This is a genomic window from Paenibacillus sp. FSL W7-1279, from assembly GCF_037969845.1.
Lineage (GTDB): Bacteria > Bacillota > Bacilli > Paenibacillales > Paenibacillaceae > Paenibacillus_AQ.
On sequence record NZ_CP150215.1, the window covers coordinates 3,478,631 to 3,498,226 of the forward strand.

A 19,596-nucleotide genomic window follows, 5' to 3' on the forward strand; every position below is an offset into this window, starting at 1 on the left:
CATCACGCTGCCTTTTTTCGCCGCTGCCATAGCAGCAGAATGATTAGTATCACCGGTACAATATAGGCGAATCCGATCTGGATATAACCCAGATACAAAATCCATTCTCGGATGGTATTCAATACGGTTGGAATGTAGGATATGAGCAAGGCAAAAAGAATGATAAAGAAATAGTGAACATTGATCTTGATCTTTGGGAAAACTCGTTGGGTGCTCTCACCGGCTGCCCAAAAGTAAAGGACGAGGGTGATGATGGTGGTGAACAGGAAGAAGCCGTAGAAGAGATTCTCAATTCGCTCCATGAACGGCAGCTTGATATAAGCCAATAAATCGAGTAACGGAAACAACATAACCTTCAGCATATCGCTGCCAATGACTCCGAACGAGACAAAACCCAAGAGAACGTAGGATACTGTACGAATAAGATGACCGTAAATAACGGCCCTGAACAATTTTGTCTTCTTATCGGTGTAGGGAAACAATAGTAAACACAGCTCATATCCCATATATGCCAAATAGATATGAAAGAATCCTTCGGTCATATTGCTGTTGTCTTGAAAAATATAAGGCGTTAATCGCTCGAATCTGAATTCCTCAGTATAGTAAATAAGCAGCAAACTCAACCAAATAGTGCACCAGAAGAAAACGGTCGAAGCCTTGGAAATGTTATAGAGCCCTTTGGTCAGCAGCATAAAGGCTAGAACATCGATCGCAATCTTGAATGCCATCGGGTCGGTTGTCGGAAAGGCAAACATCTGAAAGATCAGCACATATTCCTTGGCAACGAGACAGCCGATTAGTGCCCATACTATGCTAAAACCCAGATAGAAGGGGACCAGGATGAACTTTGGGATGCTTTTCTCCAGTATTTCAAAGATCGATTGCCCTTTGCCCAACCGATACACCCAAGACATTAGGTAAATATTGAGACAGATCAGAATGGATATCGGGATCACAATAAGCCAGCCATTGGTCCCGAAATACTGGGCTTCGATCTGCGCGATGCTGAATACGTAGACGCCCGTTTGAATCATATAGATGAGGATTGCTGTATGAAATTGGGATAGTTTTTCTTTCAAATGTCCTCACCTCTTCATTTTTAACTTCACTTTGTTTCTCGCTTTAACTTGAGTTGGCCGCTTGGCCAGGGCGGAAAAAGGCAGCCTCATAAATACGTCTTTCCAGTCATAGGGTTCAAAAGGAGCAATTGGCGATAAATAAGAGCTGCCAATACTCGTCAAACCGCTAAGGTGAATGACGATATACGCCAGTCCAAAGGCCAGGCCCAGATTGCCCCAAAATCCTGCCATAATAATGAGCCCGAATCGGAGCAGGCGAAAAGAAGCGCTCATGACATAATTGGGAATAACAAAGGAGGCAATAGCCGAGGAAGCGACGGCAATAATCAGAATGTTACTGGTTAATCCTGCCTGGACGGCAGCTTGTCCAATAACGATACCGCCTACGATACCAATGGTCTGACCGATCTTGGTAGGCAGTCTGGCCCCGGCCTCCCTTAGAAGCTCAATGGTTGTCTCCATCAGAAGCGCTTCAAAGATCGGGGGGAAAGGCACTCTGCTTCTGGACTCGGTTAATGTCAGGAGTAGATTCTGTGGAATCATTTCATAGTGAAAGGAAGTCACCGAGACGTAAAGGGCCGTCAATGTCACCGTGATGATGAGCGCTGCAAACCTCAGGAACAAGGTCGCTGTACCAATGCTCCACCTCTGGTAATAATCATCGGAGGATGAGAAGAACTCAAAAAAGTTGACCGGAGCGCTGAAGGCAGTTGGACTCCCGTCCATAATCCCGACGACTCGACCTGAAACCAGCTTGGATGCAATCGTATCCGGCCGCTCGGTGGTCAGAAATTGCGCGAAGATCGAATACGGAGCATCATCAATGCACTGAATAAGCATGTTCGTATCATGTATAGCATCGATTTCAATATCCTTAATTCGCTTTATCACTTCATTTACATATTTCTCATTCGTGATGTCCTTGACGTATAGAACATACACATCTGATTTCGTGACTTCTCCTACGGAAAGTTTAATGACTTTGAGATGAGAACTCTGAACTCTCTTTCGAATTAAAGACAGATTCGTATAAGCTTGCTCGGTAAACGCCTCGTGCGGCCCAATAATGATGGATTCCGTTTCGGATTCTGCAACCGTACGGGACACCGGGAATATGACATCGATCATGAATGCATTTTCCTCGTAAAAGATAGCCGCCATGCCGCTAAGAATGCCTTCAACACATTTTTTGGTTTCCGTTACTGGTTTAAATTGGGATTGTTCCGTTAACAACGCAAGCGGCGCTTCAGCGGTCAACACAGGGGGAAGCAGATCACGCTCCAGCCGATCCTCATTGACTAAATGACTGAAATACAGAACATGCAGACGTTCATTAAGATAGGATTTATGGACAAAATCGGCGGCATGATCAAATTGATCGATGATATGCTGCAGTGTCAGCGTTGCTCCCTCCTGAGGATGAGGGTCCTGTTGATTTTCTTGAGCCGGACCTTTATCGGCATGCTCATGGTTGACCAGAAAGATGGATTTTAACTTCTGCTTCATTCCCACGTCTTTACACCTCGGATTCCTGCATAGTCTGTCATAGTGTGCGTACTTTGCCCTGGATCTATCCAACGAATCCCATATCGAATTAGGAAGACCGTTAGCGGGAATCCTAGGCTTGAGAGACGAAGCCAGATTGTATCTAGAAGTGTAAAGAGGAGGTTTACTATGTTGGGCAGTATCTTAATGGCCGGTGCTTTATTGCTTGGGATTAGTCCTGATCATGATCAAGGGATTAACAAACTTCAGGATTCTTATAATCAGCAGGTCATCTTTGAATCCGGTGGTGAGCTTGTGGAGGAGGCAGTGAGGGCGTGTGAGAAACATTTCGGTACAGCGGTCAACTTACCGCCGAAGTTGCCGCCCGTCGCTTTCACGCATCAGTATGGCCTCTGTTATGACATGGAGAGCGGATTGGACGAGCACTTGGAGATCCATTATCTTAACCGACATAAACCTGATAATGACTACAAAATCGAATTATATCCGCTGGAGAATAAACAGCAATTGAAACATCTATCTTTTCAGGAATCGGAGCTGACAGATCATACAACCGCAAAGTTTTACAAGGGGCCGACCAATACGTTGCAACTGTTCGTATTTGAAAAGGGGAACTGGCAATACCTTTTAACTGCTGCAAATGGCGCTTCTTCAGAAATCAGGCAGCAGGAATTGACAGAAATTGCAGAGTCCTTGACCCAAGCGATGAACAGCAAAGACCCTGCTTACGCCACGTGGGGAACTCTTGCCGTCACGGAAGCAAAGCGTAAATACAATATGGATGTAGTCGACTACCTCTATATGGGAAGAACCAAGATCTCTAGTGAACTGGCGGAGGAGAAGTTTAAACTTTGGCTTAAGGAGGGGGCTCGTGAATTTGGCGTATATGTAACCGTTGCGTTTCATCCGACAACCCATCAGTTCATATCGATTCGGTTCGAGGAAATCTAGCCGGAAAAACGAGCTTGTTAGCAGGAATAAACACGATTTCCTGAAAGAGATTCACGGTTGCTTTTTTTGAAAGTCGTGTTTTCCTGCTGTTCAGACGCATACATATGGTGTACCATATTTGGTGAAACTTGCCTCCGTGATTTCTACATTTTGCGCCAGTAATAGTGGTTTAGGAGTGATTCGCTTTGTCTTTTATAGTACTTAAGCTCCTATTTGTTCCATTGATATCGGTTTTTATTATGGTGTCATCGGTTTATCTTGGATATCAAACGTCAATCCCTATGATGCTGCTCACGGCATCGTTACTGTATGCATCCGTTATTTTTGATCGAAAGTTCAAATGGCTTCGAAATATTCAATTTCTCTTTCTCGGGGCGTTTCATTTTGTCAGTCATTTGAATTGGTGTATCTTGTTGTATTACATACTCATCATCAACCTCATTCATAAAAAAGAGCGTTTCATAGAATCGTTGCCGCTGTGCCTTCTTATGATCCTTCAATATTCCATTATTCGTCTGACTTATGTGCCGATTACAAAGTACAACATACTGGTCGCTGTATTTGATTGTTTGTCTTCCTTTGTCATCGTGGTTTCTTTTCACTTTGTAAACTTTCTCGAATCGGAGAAGAAGAAGTTATATAAGCAAAACGATTATTTGACCTATCACGATCCCTTGACGGGGCTACTGAATTATGATGGATATTTGCATAAAGTCCAGCATCTCGTTGAGTTGAACAAGCCTTTCCAGTTGGTGCTGCTGGACATCAACAATTTTAAATCGTTAAATGCGAAGGACATCTCCACAGCCAATGAGATTCTGATCAACTTCTCTCGTGCGCTGCGCATGCTGTTCCTGAGTGATATGCTGGCAGCCTCCCGATATGCAGGGGATCGCTTTGCTGTGCTGCTCCCCGAGCATGTCAACATCGACAGCAGCCTGTTCAATTTTGAAAGTATCGGCGTACAGGTGACCTATAGCATCACTTGTTACCCGCACGAAGCTTTAACTTATCAAGAGATGATCAGCACGGCAGAAGACCGGATATTTCAAATGCGGCGAAATTCCTGGATGCGAGGCCAGGAGGAAATGATCCGAACGGAAAAGATGAAGATGGTTGGGGAATTGGCTGCCGGAATGGCCCATGAAATTCGGAATCCGCTTACCTCTATTAAAGGCTTCATCCAACTCTCCAAAAATCAAGGTTATAACATTCAGCCGTGGTATGAGGTCATTATGGGGGAAATCACGCGGGTAGGGGAGCTGACGGCAGAATTTTTGCACTTTTCCAAGCCGCATGGCAGCAATATGAGGGTTGAATCCCTAACGGATTGTTTGACCCGGGTCTATTCCTTGTGTGAATCCGAAGCAGCTTCACGCGGTCATTTGTTTAGGCTGGACTTAAGTGATGAGCCGATTCAGATTGTCATGGACCGTGATAAGATCATTCAGGTGCTTATCAACCTGATCCGTAATTCTTTTCAAGCGATGGAGCACACCGGTACTGTCCGACTCTCGCTCAGGGCGGAAGAACGAATGGCTGTTGTGGAAGTTGAGGATACCGGAAAAGGCATTCCCGATGAAAATCTGGTCAAGATTTTTGATCCGTTCTATACAACCAAAGAAGAAGGGACCGGCCTTGGGCTGTCCCTGTGTCAAAAAATTGTAGAGGACCATGGCGGCAGAATAACGGTTCACAGCGAGCTAGGGATCGGCACGACGTTTACCTTGCGGATTCCACTGGCTTAGAAAATTTGGATGGCAATTGACCGAAATATATCCTATGATAGGATAGTTGTTTAGCAAATCCAACATGGTTTTGCAAAAATTTATACTCATGCATCAATGTGTTGCAAGAAAGGAAGTAACAGATCGTATGTCGATGTCCACGAAAGAAGCCGGTTCAACCATGGTTCTATCTCGCAGGAAGAGGCTTCAGTTTGCCTTGATTCTCGGATCTCTTTCGGCTTTCGGGCCACTTTCCGTTGATATGTATTTACCTGCACTGCCTAAACTCTCCGAGAGTTTGGGATCGCCAGCATCGTTGGCCCAATTAAGCCTGACGGCATTTCTACTTGGTCTTGCACTAGGACAGCTTGTAGCAGGCCCACTCAGCGATATTCGGGGGAGAAGAACACCACTCATCATATCCTTGATTATTTATTCGATTACCTCTTTGCTGTGTGCGTTTGCCCCAAGTATATGGGTTCTGGTTGCTCTTCGGTTTGTACAGGGAGCAAGTGGAGCAGCCGGTATTGTCATATCCAGGGCTGTCGTCCGGGATTTATACACCGGTTCAGAGCTGACCAAGTTTTTTACATTGCTGATGCTGATCAATGGTTTGGCACCCATTATCGCTCCAGTATTCGGTGCGTTTATCCTTAATTTTGTCTCTTGGCGGGGGGTTTTTGTCGTCCTGTTCCTGATTGGACTGCTGATGCTGTTCGCGGTATGGTTTGGTCTTCCGGAAACGCTCAATCGGGAGAAAAGGGCCAATGGAGGGATCAAACAAACCTTCCGTACCTTCGGTACGCTGATTCGGGACCGCGTATTTGTCGGTTATGCGCTCTCTCAAGCGTTCGTATCCGCTGCGATGTTTGCGTATATCTCAGGGTCACCATTCGTGCTGCAGGATATCTTCGGCGTATCCCCTCAAATGTACAGCCTGTTCTTTGCCGTTAATGGGGTTGGCATTGTGCTGTTCTCTCAAATCACGGGTAGATTGGCCTCTCGCACAGGGGAGTCCAAATTGTTGACAACGGGTCTCATCATTGCGGCCTTTGGCGGGACTTCGCTGTTCGCGATCACCTGGCTTGGCGGCGGACTGCTGCTGATTGCCCCGATGTTATTCCTGATTGTTTCTGCCGTCGGCATGGTCAGTGCAACGACAACATCACTGGCGATGCAGAAGCAAGCAGCTCATACATCAGGCAGTGCGTCCGCGCTTCTTGGATTACTGCCTTTGCTATTAGGCGCAGCCGCAAGTCCACTGGTGGGCCTGGGAGACGGAACGACTGCTGCACCTATGGGAACGGTTATCGGGATTGCAGAATTACTGGCTGTAAGCTCGTTCCTGTTCCTTGTTAAGCCCTTTAGTCATAGGAAAGAGACGCCGGTCTCCTTGTAAAATAAAGACAGAACATATAAAGAAACTCGCACATACATGGTGCGGGTTTCTTTGGTTTATAAAACAATCTGAATGAAATACCTGTAATGCAATCATAATACCAGAGAGTAAACGAAACCGGACATATCACACGTAAACCGAAAGTAGAGAAAAACACAAAGATAAAGCAGGTGAACCAGCTTGAGATGGATGTCAGTCTTCGGTCTATTGTTTATGCTCCTGCAAGGGGATGAACCGGAAAACAACAATTTAATGATAACGCAAGAAGGCAAGGTCATGGCCAGCGTGAGCCGAAGCGAACATGCACTTGATGTGTTCCCGCTGCTGGATATGGATAAATACAATCAATGGGTGGATGCGCTTGATCGGAAAACCTATCTGGAAGCCAGGAATGCCCGGATTGGCAGCAGCGGCCAAATCATTCCGGGGCAGAATGGTCATAGACTGGATCGACGCAAACTGCTGGAACGATATTATTCGTATTGGTACGGGACTGGGGGCGCTACCGTCGAAGCGCCGAGGTATCCGATTTATCCGAAGGTGGATACCGAGCTTCTTGCCTCCATTCGGGTTAAACCGATAGGTTACTATGTCACCTATTTTAATTCCAACAACAAAAACCGTTCCCATAATATAGCATTAGCTGCCCAGGCGATTGACAGTGCAGTCGTGTTCCCCGGAGAAACCTTCTCATTTAATCAGGTGGTTGGCATGAGAACAGTAGACAGAGGTTACAGACGTGCCGGTGTTATCGTCAGAGGTGAGTTATCAGAGGGAGTAGGAGGAGGGATCTGTCAGGTTTCTTCTACATTGTATAACGCCATTGACCGTGCAGGCTTGCAGATTGTAAAGCGTTACTCTCACAGCCGGAACGTCCCTTATGTGCTGCCGGGGCGCGATGCTACGGTGAGCTGGGGAGGTCCGGATTTTGTTTTTGAGAACGCCTATAATCAGCCTATCCTCATCCGGGCATTCGGTAATGGAGGAAGAATGACCGTTGCCATCTACTCTTCCGAACTCATAGAATATAAGCCGCGCAATGTACCAAGCATATCTAACATGCTGCCGGAGGAGACGAGTGACACCAAGCACAATCCGGTAAACGGTGATTAATCCAAGGCTTGGAGGATGGATGCAGCAGGTCGCGGGCGCGCCGACTTATACCATTGCATACACAGCCAAAACACTAGAATGAGCTCAATCGCGTCGCCGCCGTAATACATCAGCATTCCGCCGAGCTTGGCCTGTTCCGAAGGGACGCCGTCTGGCGGATGGGCATATATGTATTTGGAGAGTATTCCATGTCCGGCAATGGCGATGACCAGGATGATCGCACGAGCCTGGAAGCTGTGACGGTGCGGAGCCACATCTACGTAAATCATAGATACCGTAAATATATATCCGGCTGCAAAAACATGAAAATGCACCACGATATGAAGCAAAAGACTATGATGCATATCCATGAATAGGCCGGTTGTGTACAGGACCCATAGTCCACCAATATTCAACAAGGCCGCTACCGCTGGATGAGCAACGATTTGAGCTGGCTTGCTCTTCAGCAAACGAGCGATCCGTCTTGCGAATAGTAATGGGGTAGACCTGAGCAGCAGCGTCATCGGAGTGGAGAATGCAATCAACAGCGGCCCCAGCATACCAAGCAGCAGATGTCCGAGCATGTGGATCGTGAAGTTCGCAGGGGCGAGTCGCGCCAGCGGACCGATCAGCGGCAAACCAACGCAAAGCATTCCCGCAACCCAGCACAGATAACGATAGACCGGCCATGTTCGGTAGTTTCGATTGGAGACTCTAGCAGCAACCATATACAAAAGAATGAGAAAGGCAAAGATCAAGCCACCTATGATTAAATTCCAGGACGCCCAAGAAGCAGAGGCTCCGGACATTCCAGCCCCATGATCAAACGAATGGTTACTCACCATAAGATCAGGCCTCCCTGGAAAGAGCACGGTTATGAGTTCGCACGATGAGAATCACACCCACTATGATCATGCCCGCAGCAATCAGGTTCCAGACCCAATCGTAGGGACGGATATCGACGTTGTAACGAATCTGGTGCAGACGCATCCACTTATGCTGAATGATGCCGTCATACAGCTGGAAGGCGCCGCCTCCAAGCAGGATACCTCCAATCCACCGTTTCAGCCAGAACGCATTTCGGCGGTGAAGATCGGCAAGCATGAACGAGGATCCGATGGTGGCGAACCAGCTGAAAGCGTGAAACAGTCCATCGGAGACAAGACCGATATCGCTTGTAGATTTATCATAGAAATGATGCCAATGCAGCAATTGATGAAACACAGCCTCATCGATAAAACCGACTAGACCTAATCCGAATAAGATTCCGGCCCATAAATTACGTGCGGAGTAACGTCTGCGCTGTAATTGGTGTTCTTTGGATTTTGTTGACTTCATTCGGTTCATCCTCTTCCATTTCATAAAAATTCGAAGTGTATTGTTTTAAAAGGGTTCTACTAACTAAGGTTACCCATTTTTACCATTTCAATAACTCCTGGGGCTTGGAACGAGGATTCCTTATTGAACTAAAAGATAAACGGCAATACGGTGAATAGTTTACATAATGTATAATATGTAACCTAGTGGATAAATCCTAACGATGAATTCCTGCCCGTTAGATGACTGTATCAAAAGTTCCAACTTCAATACACTTTGGTTGTCTTCTAAAAACACATGAAAAAGGCGAACCCCTAACAGGATTCGCCTTTTGATATTGGCATTGATGTTGTTGAGCATCAGGCATGAAGTGAAATCGGAATCTCCTTCACACCGCGAACAATCATACCCGGTCTCCATTCAAGCTCATCGATGTCCTGTTGAAGCTCAAAATGGGGGTAGCGGCGGAGCAGCGTGTTGATTGCGATTTCACCCTCCAGTCTGGCGAGCGGGGCTCCCAGGCAGAGATGAATTCCTTTGCCGAAGGCTAAATGCTGGCTTTTCTCCCGGGTAATATCAAAGATATCCGGATTCTCGAATTGTGAGGCATCCCGATTTGCGGAGTTCAAAGCGATGACAACCAAGTCGCCTTTTTTCATGTGAACGCCATGAAAATCCATATCCTCCGCTGCCCAGCGGGATGTACTGAATTCAACGGGACCGTTGTAGCGAAGCATTTCCTCAATTGCGCCATGAATGAGTTCGGGTTGTTCCTGCAGAAGCTTGCGCTGCTCCGGATGCTCCAATAACGCAAGCACGCCATTGCCGATCAGGTTCACCGTCGTTTCATGACCGGCTATGATCATCAGGGTGACGACGCCATATAACTCCTGTTCGGATAAGCGATCACCCTGATTCTCGGCAATCACAAGCTGACTGATCAAATCATCGCCCGGTTGTTCGCGAACCTTCGCGAACCAATCCTTCAAATAAGCGATAAATTCATTCATATGCTGGACCACTTGCTCGTTCAATTCCTGGTTGGAGGCGCCGATGATGGAGTTGGACCATACCCGGAACTTGTCCTGATCCTCCGTAGGCACGCCAAGGATTTCACTTATTACGATAATGGGAAGTTTAAAGGCATAATCGTCAATGAGATTTATGGTGTCTCTGGAGGAGACAGCATCCAGCAGGTTGTCCGCGATCTCTTGGATATGGCCTCGCATATCTGCGATTCTCTGTGGCGTAAAGCCCTTTTGAACCAAACCGCGAAGCCGTTTGTGATCCGGTGGATCGGAGAACAGCATGTTGGTGCTGAATACGCTGGTCTGTTCCTGACCCATTGCTTTAGCAACGTCTTTGCTAAATCGGCCATCCTTGAGCGCTTCAACAGCTTGCTCGTAATTGCTGATCAGCCATCCGAAACGTCCATCGGGAAATTGCAGATTCAGAATGGGATCGCTCTGCCTCAATTTCTCGTATACCGGATAAGGGTTATGGGTAAATTCCTTCGTAAACAATACATTTTTCAGAGATTCGTTCGCATTTGTCATATAGGGGCTCCTCTCGAAAATGATAGGTTCATCTCCAGTATAAGGGAAGGAGGAGGAGATAACCAATTTACGGATGAAATGCCGACAGTATCCAAATGCTTGATCATACCAATTTGCGAGAAAATAGAACCCTGATTGACTCTTAAAGAGTGCCATTTGGTCTACTGACTATCCGTCGTTTTCTTTGTTATATTGGATCATATCTGAATAGTTGAAAGGGGGAATCAAGCGGTGAAATCCGTTTCCGGGGAGAAGGCAGCGCTGCTGGTTCGATTTTTTATACCGTATGCTGTCATTTTGGTGGGCTCCCTATTGGTTGGATGGTTTGCTTATGGGAAGACCGCAGAGCTTATCGAAAGCGAGACGGTGAGAACCACCTCCGCAGCTCTGCAGCAAATCCAGGAAGCGCTGGATCAGAGATTTGCTGAAATCGAGAACCTTGCACGGCAGATGTCGAGCGAATCGAAGGTGCTCTCTTTTCAATTTGAGAAAGAACCGTTTGCCGGTACGGGTCCCTATCGTCTATGGGATTTGGAAAAGAGTTTGTTTAATTACAAATTGTTCAATCACTTCATTGTGGATTATTACATCGCCTACAGAAACAGCAACATGATCGTATCACCTCGCAAGGTGTATACGGTGGACCAGTATTATCGAATGCAGCTGCACTATGACGACCAGCCATTAAGCGAGTGGAAGCAAGCTTTGTTTGGGCAGTATCATTATAAAACGTATGCCCCGGGCCATTCGGTTGTATATGAAGGGAAACCTTACTCGGTTGTCAGCTACATGCAATCCTTCGGGAATAAAAGGAGCAGCGGAGTGGTCACTGTACTGATCAATAATATGCAGATCCAGGACATGCTTCGTAAAGTCGATCCGGAACAAGAGGGTTTTGCCTACATTGCAGATCAGAACGGCAACCTGATCAGCTCCATTGGTTTGAAAGAACAGGATGTATTGAAAGCGCTTCCTAAAAAAGGAGGCTACTCCCATATTCGATTAGGTGGTCAAGAAATGCTGGTGACGCAATCCACGTCCAAATACAATGGCTGGAGCTATGTATCTGCCCAACCGAAAACCGTGGTTCTGCAAAAGGTAAATTATATCAAACAGCTGACATTGGCGATCTTTATCACGGCTCTTCTCCTAGGGCTTGGCATAGCCGGCTATCTCGCGTATCGAAGCAGCAGGCCATTCCTGAAGATTCTCCAGCTGCTACCCTCATCGCGCCGGGATGTCAAGCATGCTATTGCTCGTAACGCCGTCGATTATATCGGTCATTCCGTGTCCGAGCTGATCGAAAGCCATCATACGCTGAAGGAGCGGTTGGAAGAGCAGATCCCGATGCTGCGAAACGTCGTAGTTGACAGGCTTCTGAAGGGAGGTTTCACCTCGATGCAGGAGATCGACGCTGCCATGGAACATGCACAAGTCCAACTTCGGGGATCTCACCATGCGGTTGCCCTGCTTCACATTCGGGGATATCAGGAGCCGTTTATGGAAGAGATGCTGATGGAACTTGATATTGTAAAAATCAACATCCGCGACCGCATTCAATCGTTATGCGGGGAGGAAGTGCTGCTGCATGATTTTGGTGAAAACCAGTTGGTCCTGATCCTGTCCGGAACGGCGGCAGACAATGAGGATTTCACGACACGGATGCGAGCGTATATCCAGGGAATTTATGAGCATTTGAGCGCAATCCCGGATACGGGCTTGTATATAGCTGTAGGTGAAAGCCAGTCCAGCATTGCTGAGCTATACCGTTCGTACGGAGAAGCCAGGTTTGTGCTTCATCACGCTGGATGGAGCGAGAAGACGCCCATCTTATTTCATGCTGAAATGGAAACGCCGCCCTTCACCTATTATTATCCGGCCGATGAAGAGATGAGATTAATTCAGCTTGTAAAAGCAGGCAATCTGGATGAGACCAAGCACCTATTATTGCAGATCATGGAGAAGAACAGATCGGAGCGGCAATTGCCGATGGCTGTGGAGAAGCTCCTTGCTCAGGAGCTTAGCGGTACCCTGATGAAATGCTGTGAACAGACAGGAGATGATGGAAGCGGCAGAACGGAGGAAATGGATGCCGTCATCAGAGCTCTACATCCGGTGATGTCCCCGGCGGAAGCCATGAATATTCTCCATACCGCTTTCATTCGGCTCTGTCGGAAGAACGAAGAGAGGAAGAAGAGTCATAATGATCATTTAACGAACCGACTGCTAACCTATATCAAGGGGCACTTTTGGGAAAGTGATCTCAGTTTGACCGCCCTTGCCAGAGAAACGCGCACCTCCGAAGCCTATGTATCTTACTTTTTTAAGGAGCAAACAGGCTTGAATTTCTCGGATTACCTGGAGCAGCTCCGAATGGATGAGGCGAAGCGGGAATTGTCGTCTGGCGATAGGCCGGTAAGCGAGATTGCCGCTTCTGTTGGCTATCTCTCACTCAATACCTTCAGCCGTGCGTTCAAACGGGTAAATGGTATTAGCGCTACCGAGTATAGACGCCTTCAACGTGAAGGAGAACATGCTTAATCTAAAGAAATGCGTAGTGCCTGATTGATGAATAACAGCCCATTCTAAAATTCTGAATAATGGACCGGATACATGAAGATTTACGCAGATCCACCCAGTTGTATATACTCCAATCACGGACCGCACCCGGGACGAATCCATTGAAGATTGGAGTGGTAGCCGCTGAGTGGCTGGAAAAGTTTCATCCGCAGCTGGCAGTTGTATGCGCTTTTTTTACTTCCGCTGCTGTACATCATTATTTTCAAGTATGTGCCGATGTACGGAGCGCAAATTGCGTTTAAAGAGTTCAACGTCACGAAGGGGATCAACGGAAGTCCATGGGTAGGATTTGCCCAGTTCGAACGTTTCTTTCAATCGCATGAATTCTGGCGATTGCTGAAGAATACGTTCTCCATCAGCTTGTATACACTGATCGCCAGTTTTCCGTTTCCCATTATGCTGGCGCTTGGACTGAATTATGTAAGGAACCGGCGATTCAAGAATACCGTCCAGATGGTTACATACGCGCCGTATTTCATCTCTCTGGTCGTGCTGGTGGGCTTGATGCTGCAGTTTATGGATCCCAGAACGGGACTCATCAATACGATGCTCGGCTGGATCGGCATCGGTCCGTTTCACTTCATGGCGGAGGCGTCCTGGTTTCAGTCGATCTATGTGTGGTCCCATATCTGGCAGAATGTCGGGTTTTCCTGCATCATTTTTTTGGCAACGCTTTCAGGTATTGATCCGGCACTTCATGAAGCAGCCGTCATGGATGGGGCCACGAAAATGCAGCGGATGCGCCACATTGACCTTCCGGGCATTATGCCCATCGCCATGATTTTGCTCATTCTGAATACGGGGCAAATGCTGGAGACCGGCTTCGAGAAAATTCTGTTAATGCAGAACGCACTGAATTTGCGTTCATCCGAAGTCATTGACACGTATGTGTACAAGGTGGGATTGGTATCCCAAGCGATGAATTTCTCATATGCCACGGCGATTGGATTGTTTAAAGCGATCATCGGTTTCGTGCTGCTGTTGATCGTAAATCAAACGGCCAAAAAGCTGAAGCAGGAGAGTCTATGGTAAGGAAGGGAGGAATCGTATGCAATCACCTGCCATGAAGGAATCCGGCTCGGATCGCGTTTTTACGGTGGTCAACTACGCGATGTTATCCATTTTCCTAATCGTTGTGTTATACCCGCTCATTTATGTAGTCAGCGCCTCATTCAGTTCCAGCAGTGCGGTTTTGTCAGGAAAGGTATGGCTGTGGCCCGTCGAACCGACGCTCGAAGGCTACCGTGCGGTATTCAAAAATACGATGGTTGCCAAAGGCTTCATGAACACACTGTTCTATACGCTGGCAGGCACTGTGATCAATCTCATTCTGTCCGTCATGGCGGCGTACCCGTTATCACGCAAAGATTTTCGGGGCCGCAGCGTGTTCATGCTGTTGTTCGTGTTCACGATGCTGTTTAATGGGGGGCTGATCCCAACCTATCTGCTGGTGAAGGACCTCGGCATGATTGACACGATATGGTCGATGCTGATCCCGGGGGCGCTGTCGGTGTGGAATGTCATCATCATGCGCACTTATTTCCAGACGACCATCCCACAGGAACTGCTGGAGGCTTCCCAGCTGGACGGCTGTACCGATTTTCGCTTCCTGTGGCGCATCGTACTGCCGCTTTCGGGTCCCATCTTGGCCGTTATTGCTTTGTTCTATGCCGTTGGACACTGGAATCAATATTTCAACGCCATGATCTATTTAAAGAGCGCGGATTTGTACCCGCTCCAGCTTGTGCTTCGCGATATTCTGGTTCAGAACGAGGTGAATATCGAAATGCTCGGCGACGCCAAAACCGCTGCGGCCCGGCAAGGGCTGCGGGAGCTGTTGAAATATTCGCTGATCGTCGTGACCTCGGTTCCGCTGTTGATCGTATATCCGTTTTTGCAGAAGTTTTTTGTTAAAGGAGTCATGATCGGTTCGTTAAAGGGATAATCCATCCATTATTCAGGAGGGCGGGACGTTATGAGAAAAAGAACGCGAGTTATTATGGGTGCTTTCACCGCATTCAGCATCCTTCTTGCAGGCTGTACGGGTTCACAGAGCCCGAAGGGCTCGGATGAAGCGCCAAATGCGGGTACCGAGCCAATCGCCTTATCCGAACCGGGGACCTATCCGCTGGTTCAAGAGAAAACCACTTTAAAGGTGATGGTGCGGGGAAATCCGCTGGTCGAGAATTTCGAAACGAATGATTTTACCAAGTGGTACGAAGAAAAAACGAATGTGCACATCGAATGGGAGGTCGTTCCGGAGCAGAGCATACAGGAGAAGTTGAATCTTGTTCTTGCCAGCGAGGATTATCCCGACGTCATTATGGGTTTAAATATTTCGCCGGCGCAGCAGATGATATACGGCTCGCAGGGTGCCTTTCTTCCGTTGAACGACTTGATTGAGAAGCAGGGGACGAATACGAAGAAAATGTTCCAGGACAATCCGGAAATCCAATCCGCGATCACGGCGCTGGACGGCAACATCTATGCGCTTCCGGAAGTGAATGAATGTTATCACTGTTCCATGAGCCAGAAAATGTGGATTTATGAGCCTTGGCTGAAAAAACTCAATCTGAAGATGCCGGAAACCACGGATGAGCTGTACGAGGTGCTGAAAGCTTTCAAAGAGCAAGATCCGAACGGAAACGGCATGCAGGACGAAATTCCTTTGTCGATTTCTCCGAAATCCTGGAGCTCCTCCATCGATGCGTTCCTATTAAATTCATTCATCTATAATCCGGTTTACGGCTCGAGTTATAAGCATATATTCATAAAAGACGACAAGCTTGACGTGGCCTTCAACAAACCGGAGTGGAGGGAAGGCTTGCGGTATATGAATAAGCTGTACGCTGAGGGGCTTCTCGCTCCGGAGTCGTTCACGCAGGATGACAATCAATTGATACAGATCGGCGAGAATCCCGATACCGTGCTTCTTGGCGCTTCAACAGGCGGCCACCAGGGTATATTTACCCAACTCCTCGGCGAAAGCGGAAGATGGTTGGAATATAAGACCGTGCCGCCGCTCAAGGGACCGAATGGAGTTCGATACGCTGCTCTGGATTCCACCGGAATGAATCCGGGTGCATTTGTCATCACGAAAAAGGCGAAGCATCCTGAGCTCGCCTTGCGATGGGCGGATGGCCTGTACGAGCGGGAGCATACGCTGCGAAGCGTGTATGGCCGCCCGGACCAGGAATGGCGTGAAGCGAAGGACGGAGAGGTCGGCATCAACGGGGAGCCTGCGGTCTGGTCTGAGCTAAAGTCTTACGGCACGGTGCAGAACATCGCCTGGATTCAAACCGGCCCGAGCTTGCGGACGAATGATTTCCGTCTGAGCGCCGTTGCCAAAGGGGACGACGATCTGGAAGTCGTTTTGTACAATGAGACGAAGAATAAATACGAACCTCACAAACCTACCGATGTCAGCACCGTGCCGCCGTTATTTCTGACCAACGAGCAGGCGTCCGAGGTTGCGGATCTGTCCAAAACGATCAATGATTACGTGGATGAAATGATGGCCCGCTTCGTGATTGGCGATGCCGATCTGGATAAAGACTGGGATGGCTACGTTCAGCAATTGGAGGCCATGAATGTAGCCCGCTATCTGGAAATCTACCAGGAAGCGTATGATGGAAGAAGCAAATAAAGGAGGGATCCTAGAATGAGGGTTGGTGTGAGCACCTACAGCTTGCTGCCGGCTATTCGAGCAGGTGAGATGACGGTGCTGGATGTTGTGGAATGGATCGCCGAGAACGGAGGACAGCACATGGAGATCGTACCCTATGGATTTACGCTGGAGGACAATCCCGAGCTTACTGACGCAGTGCGTGAGCGGGCGGCAGAAGTCGGCATCGCGTTGTCCAATTATTCCATGCCCGCTAATTTCGTCCAGGAGAGCCGGGACGACTTTGATTCGGAGGTGGAACGAATCAAGCGACATGTGGATACGGTCAACCGGCTGGGAATGAAGCATATGCGCCATGACGTGACAGCTTTCACGCTGCCGCCTGAGAAGATGGGCATTGATTATGTGGAAACCCATCTGGATATGATTGTAGAAGGGTGTCGTCTTATTGCAGATTACGCAGCCGGGTACGGTATTACGACTACGATCGAGAACCATGGCGTGAGCGTACAGGCGAGCGACCGTGTACAGCGTGTGCTTCAGGCGGTCGACCGACCGAACTTCAAGACAACTCTGGATATCGGGAACTTTCTATGCGTTGACGAGCAGCCGCTGGTTGGCGTGAAACGCAACCTGTCGCTGGCCTCGCTCATCCATGTGAAAGACTTCTATTATCGTCCGTTTGATCAGGACCCGGGTGGGGGGAAATGGTTCAGAACATCCCATGGCAATTACCTCCGAGGCTCGATCTTCGGCCAAGGTGATATCGATGTTCGCCGGATTCTGCGTCTCATTAAGAATGAGGGTTATGACGGAGACATTACGCTGGAATTCGAAGGTATGGAAGAATGCCGGGAAGGAACCCGGCTGGGTCTGGACAATCTGAAGCGGTTATGGGACGAAGCGTAGAAGCTTCCTCCGAATCCATTGGATATTGAGTTGCTTCATAGTATATTGAATGCACAAAAGAAACCGTTCTCGTAAATGGTGTGGTAGCCCCGCCATTTTACCAAAGAACGGTTTCTTTACGTCTAAATAAGTAGCATTCTGCACGACATAGCGGAGAGGGCGAATCGATTCCAGACAAGCGTAAGCGCTCGCCTTAACCCCGTTTTACTTTCCGTTTGAAATGATATAATATATAACGTGGATATTGTTTATCCGATTTAATCACGAATGGTTATATGAGTGTGTAGTTTAGATAATTTTCCTGAATGAGGTGCTGTTTATGCATATGAAAACCGGCGTGGAACAGTCGGTGTACGCCCTGGTTCTGCTGAATATGCTGCCGGACAAGGCCGTGCTGCCCGGGGAAGCGATCAGCCAACAGCTGGGGACATCGGCAACCTATTTTCAGAAACTGTTAAGGAAGCTGGTAACAGCAGACATCATCACGTCTGTTCCCGGTATCAAGGGTGGTTTTAGATTAAAGAAGAAACCCGAGGATATCCGTGTATACGACGTATACCTCGCGGTGGAAGGGCAGCAATCCCTCTATTCATCCCACGGAATACTGGTAGACATGCTGGACTTGGAAAAGGAAGAAAGCTGCTGCCTGTTATCCGATTTAATGAAAGAAGCAGAGTCATCCTGGAAGGCTGTATTAAAGCGAGAGACCATCGCTTCGCTGACGGAGGAGATGCGCGGTGAGCGCTTTAAGGACAAGGTGGCGGCTTTAGAGGAATGGATCAACAACAAAATGGTTATTTGACCAAGGAAGGGATGAACTCTCATGAGATTAAGCGTATTAGATCAGGCACCCGTAACAAGCGGCAACACAGCGGAAGGCGCCTTGAATAAAGCGGAAGAACTGGCTGTCTTGGCAGATGAATTGGGATACAGCCGAATGTGGATGGCCGAGCATCATGGCGGGAATACCTTTGCCAGCTCGGCACCCGAAGTGACGGCAGCCCGGCTTGCAGCCAAAACCGACCGGATTCGCATCGGCACCGGCGGTGTGATGATGATGCATTATTCACCTCTTAAACTTGCGGAAGTGTTTAAGACGTTGAGTGCTTTTACCCCGGGAAGGATTGATTTTGGTGTAGGACGAGCGCCAGGCGGTGATACGAGTGCCATGTACGCTTTGTCTGAAGGACGGCAGCTGATGCTTCATAACATGTATGATAAGCTGGCCGTTACCATGCAGCTCCTTCGTGACGAGATCCCGGAAGATGAACTCTACGCCAAGAACGCTGCTGCTCCAACCGGAGTTGCCCTGCCTGAAGTGTGGCTGCTGGGCTCCAGCGGCAATAGCGCGTTAAAAGCGGCTCAGATGGGAGTCGGCTACTCCTTCGCGCAATTCTTTAACGGAGCGATGAGCAACGAAATATTGGATCATTACCGCGATAACTACCAGCCGTCCATATTCATGGAAAAGCCTGAGATTAACGTATCTTATATGGTGACGACGGCCGAAACGAAGGAAGAGGCCGAGTATGAAGCGCTGCCGCAGGATATTTTCCGCTTGATGATGAGCAAGGGCCGGATTACGCAGGTGCTGACGCCCGAAGAGGCTCAGAATGTGTCCTTAACGGAAATCGACCGGATGGCTATCCAGGAAGGCCGCAAGATCCATCTTGTGGGAGCGGTAAAGGATATTGCGGCACGCTTACAGGAAGAGCAAGCGAACTACGGATTCCAGGAAGCCATGATATGCAGCATTCCGCATTCGCAGGAGAAACGGCTGGAGGTTTACCGACTGCTCGCACGCGAATTGCTGTAATATAAAGTAGATGAGGGATAGGCGGATGCCTGTCCTTTT

General features: G+C 48.2%; 16 protein-coding genes. 11 read left to right on the plus strand and 5 right to left on the minus strand.

Annotation, left to right across the window (positions count from 1 at the left end):
• Positions 1-2 precede the first annotated feature (2 nt).
• Positions 3-1,079 (minus strand): GerAB/ArcD/ProY family transporter, encoded by a 1,077-nt coding sequence (locus MKY82_RS15460; RefSeq protein WP_220685351.1) that lies wholly within the window; start codon positions 1,077-1,079, stop codon positions 3-5.
• A 6-nt stretch (positions 1,080-1,085) separates the two neighbouring features.
• Positions 1,086-2,585 carry a spore germination protein gene (locus MKY82_RS15465; protein ID WP_259445289.1) on the minus strand — a complete coding sequence of 500 codons (1,500 nt, stop codon included), beginning with the start codon at positions 2,583-2,585 and terminating at the stop codon, positions 1,086-1,088.
• A 168-nt stretch (positions 2,586-2,753) separates the two neighbouring features.
• Here MKY82_RS15465 and MKY82_RS15470 point away from each other — a divergent pair, with 168 nt between their 5' ends.
• From MKY82_RS15470 to MKY82_RS15485, 4 genes are all read left to right on the plus strand, one after another.
• Entirely contained in the window at positions 2,754-3,536 is a 783-nt protein-coding gene (locus tag MKY82_RS15470; protein WP_339296514.1) for a YqzG/YhdC family protein, read from the plus strand.
• Positions 3,537-3,721: 185 nt separating this feature from the next.
• Complete coding sequence (locus MKY82_RS15475) at positions 3,722-5,284, plus strand: ATP-binding protein (protein WP_339296515.1); 1,563 nt, start codon at positions 3,722-3,724, stop codon at positions 5,282-5,284.
• Positions 5,285-5,411: 127 nt separating this feature from the next.
• On the plus strand, positions 5,412-6,662 hold the full coding sequence (locus MKY82_RS15480) for a multidrug effflux MFS transporter (protein ID WP_220685347.1): 1,251 nt from the start codon (positions 5,412-5,414) through the stop codon (positions 6,660-6,662).
• A gap of 180 nt (positions 6,663-6,842) precedes the next feature.
• A complete protein-coding gene (locus MKY82_RS15485; protein WP_194542562.1) occupies positions 6,843-7,775 on the plus strand; it encodes a VanW family protein in 933 nt (310 codons plus the stop codon).
• Here the strand turns inward: MKY82_RS15485 and MKY82_RS15490 are convergent.
• From MKY82_RS15490 to MKY82_RS15500, 3 genes are all read right to left on the minus strand, one after another.
• Positions 7,772-8,482, minus strand: a complete 711-nt coding sequence (locus tag MKY82_RS15490; protein WP_339296678.1) for a cytochrome c oxidase assembly protein — start codon at positions 8,480-8,482, stop codon at positions 7,772-7,774. The two genes, MKY82_RS15485 and MKY82_RS15490, sit on opposite strands and share 4 nt — an antisense overlap.
• 121 nt (positions 8,483-8,603) lie before the next feature.
• Complete coding sequence (locus tag MKY82_RS15495; protein ID WP_339296516.1) at positions 8,604-9,092, minus strand: DUF2243 domain-containing protein; 489 nt, start codon at positions 9,090-9,092, stop codon at positions 8,604-8,606.
• Between the two features lie 338 nt (positions 9,093-9,430).
• A complete protein-coding gene (locus tag MKY82_RS15500; RefSeq protein WP_339296517.1) occupies positions 9,431-10,627 on the minus strand; it encodes a cytochrome P450 in 1,197 nt (398 codons plus the stop codon).
• A 231-nt stretch (positions 10,628-10,858) separates the two neighbouring features.
• Here MKY82_RS15500 and MKY82_RS15505 point away from each other — a divergent pair, with 231 nt between their 5' ends.
• The 7 genes from MKY82_RS15505 (at position 10,859) to MKY82_RS15535 (ending at position 19,557) form a co-directional block, all read left to right on the plus strand.
• The gene (locus tag MKY82_RS15505) at positions 10,859-13,168 is read left to right on the plus strand and encodes a helix-turn-helix domain-containing protein (RefSeq protein WP_339296518.1); all 2,310 of its coding nucleotides are present in this window, start codon (positions 10,859-10,861) and stop codon (positions 13,166-13,168) included.
• A 198-nt stretch (positions 13,169-13,366) separates the two neighbouring features.
• Entirely contained in the window at positions 13,367-14,239 is an 873-nt protein-coding gene (locus tag MKY82_RS15510; RefSeq protein WP_220685343.1) for an ABC transporter permease subunit, read from the plus strand.
• 16 nt (positions 14,240-14,255) lie between these two features.
• Positions 14,256-15,152 carry a carbohydrate ABC transporter permease gene (locus MKY82_RS15515; protein ID WP_194542567.1) on the plus strand — a complete coding sequence of 299 codons (897 nt, stop codon included), beginning with the start codon at positions 14,256-14,258 and terminating at the stop codon, positions 15,150-15,152.
• 30 nt (positions 15,153-15,182) lie between these two features.
• Complete coding sequence (locus MKY82_RS15520) at positions 15,183-16,853, plus strand: ABC transporter substrate-binding protein (protein WP_071220663.1); 1,671 nt, start codon at positions 15,183-15,185, stop codon at positions 16,851-16,853.
• Positions 16,854-16,868: 15 nt separating this feature from the next.
• Complete coding sequence (locus MKY82_RS15525) at positions 16,869-17,741, plus strand: sugar phosphate isomerase/epimerase family protein (protein ID WP_339296519.1); 873 nt, start codon at positions 16,869-16,871, stop codon at positions 17,739-17,741.
• 319 nt (positions 17,742-18,060) lie between these two features.
• Positions 18,061-18,543: an Rrf2 family transcriptional regulator gene (locus tag MKY82_RS15530; RefSeq protein WP_194542569.1), complete on the plus strand. Its 483-nt coding sequence runs from the start codon at positions 18,061-18,063 to the stop codon at positions 18,541-18,543.
• 21 nt (positions 18,544-18,564) lie between these two features.
• Entirely contained in the window at positions 18,565-19,557 is a 993-nt protein-coding gene (locus MKY82_RS15535; protein WP_220685339.1) for an LLM class flavin-dependent oxidoreductase, read from the plus strand.
• The last annotated feature ends 39 nt before the right edge of the window (positions 19,558-19,596 follow it).

Excerpts from the sequence above, each read along its gene's own strand:
- MKY82_RS15525 (WP_339296519.1), top strand. The coding sequence starts at position 16,869 with ATGAGGGTTGGTGTGAGCACCTACAGCTTGCTGCCGGCTATTCGAGCA.
- MKY82_RS15470 (WP_339296514.1), top strand. The coding sequence starts at position 2,754 with ATGTTGGGCAGTATCTTAATGGCCGGTGCTTTATTGCTTGGGATTAGT.
- MKY82_RS15535 (WP_220685339.1), top strand. The coding sequence starts at position 18,565 with ATGAGATTAAGCGTATTAGATCAGGCACCCGTAACAAGCGGCAACACA.
- MKY82_RS15480 (WP_220685347.1), top strand. The coding sequence starts at position 5,412 with ATGTCGATGTCCACGAAAGAAGCCGGTTCAACCATGGTTCTATCTCGC.
- MKY82_RS15495 (WP_339296516.1), bottom strand. The coding sequence starts at position 9,092 with ATGAAGTCAACAAAATCCAAAGAACACCAATTACAGCGCAGACGTTAC.
- MKY82_RS15465 (WP_259445289.1), bottom strand. The coding sequence starts at position 2,585 with ATGAAGCAGAAGTTAAAATCCATCTTTCTGGTCAACCATGAGCATGCC.
- MKY82_RS15515 (WP_194542567.1), top strand. The coding sequence starts at position 14,256 with ATGCAATCACCTGCCATGAAGGAATCCGGCTCGGATCGCGTTTTTACG.
- MKY82_RS15530 (WP_194542569.1), top strand. The coding sequence starts at position 18,061 with ATGCATATGAAAACCGGCGTGGAACAGTCGGTGTACGCCCTGGTTCTG.
- MKY82_RS15500 (WP_339296517.1), bottom strand. The coding sequence starts at position 10,627 with ATGACAAATGCGAACGAATCTCTGAAAAATGTATTGTTTACGAAGGAA.
- MKY82_RS15520 (WP_071220663.1), top strand. The coding sequence starts at position 15,183 with ATGAGAAAAAGAACGCGAGTTATTATGGGTGCTTTCACCGCATTCAGC.
- MKY82_RS15490 (WP_339296678.1), bottom strand. The coding sequence starts at position 8,482 with ATGGTTGCTGCTAGAGTCTCCAATCGAAACTACCGAACATGGCCGGTC.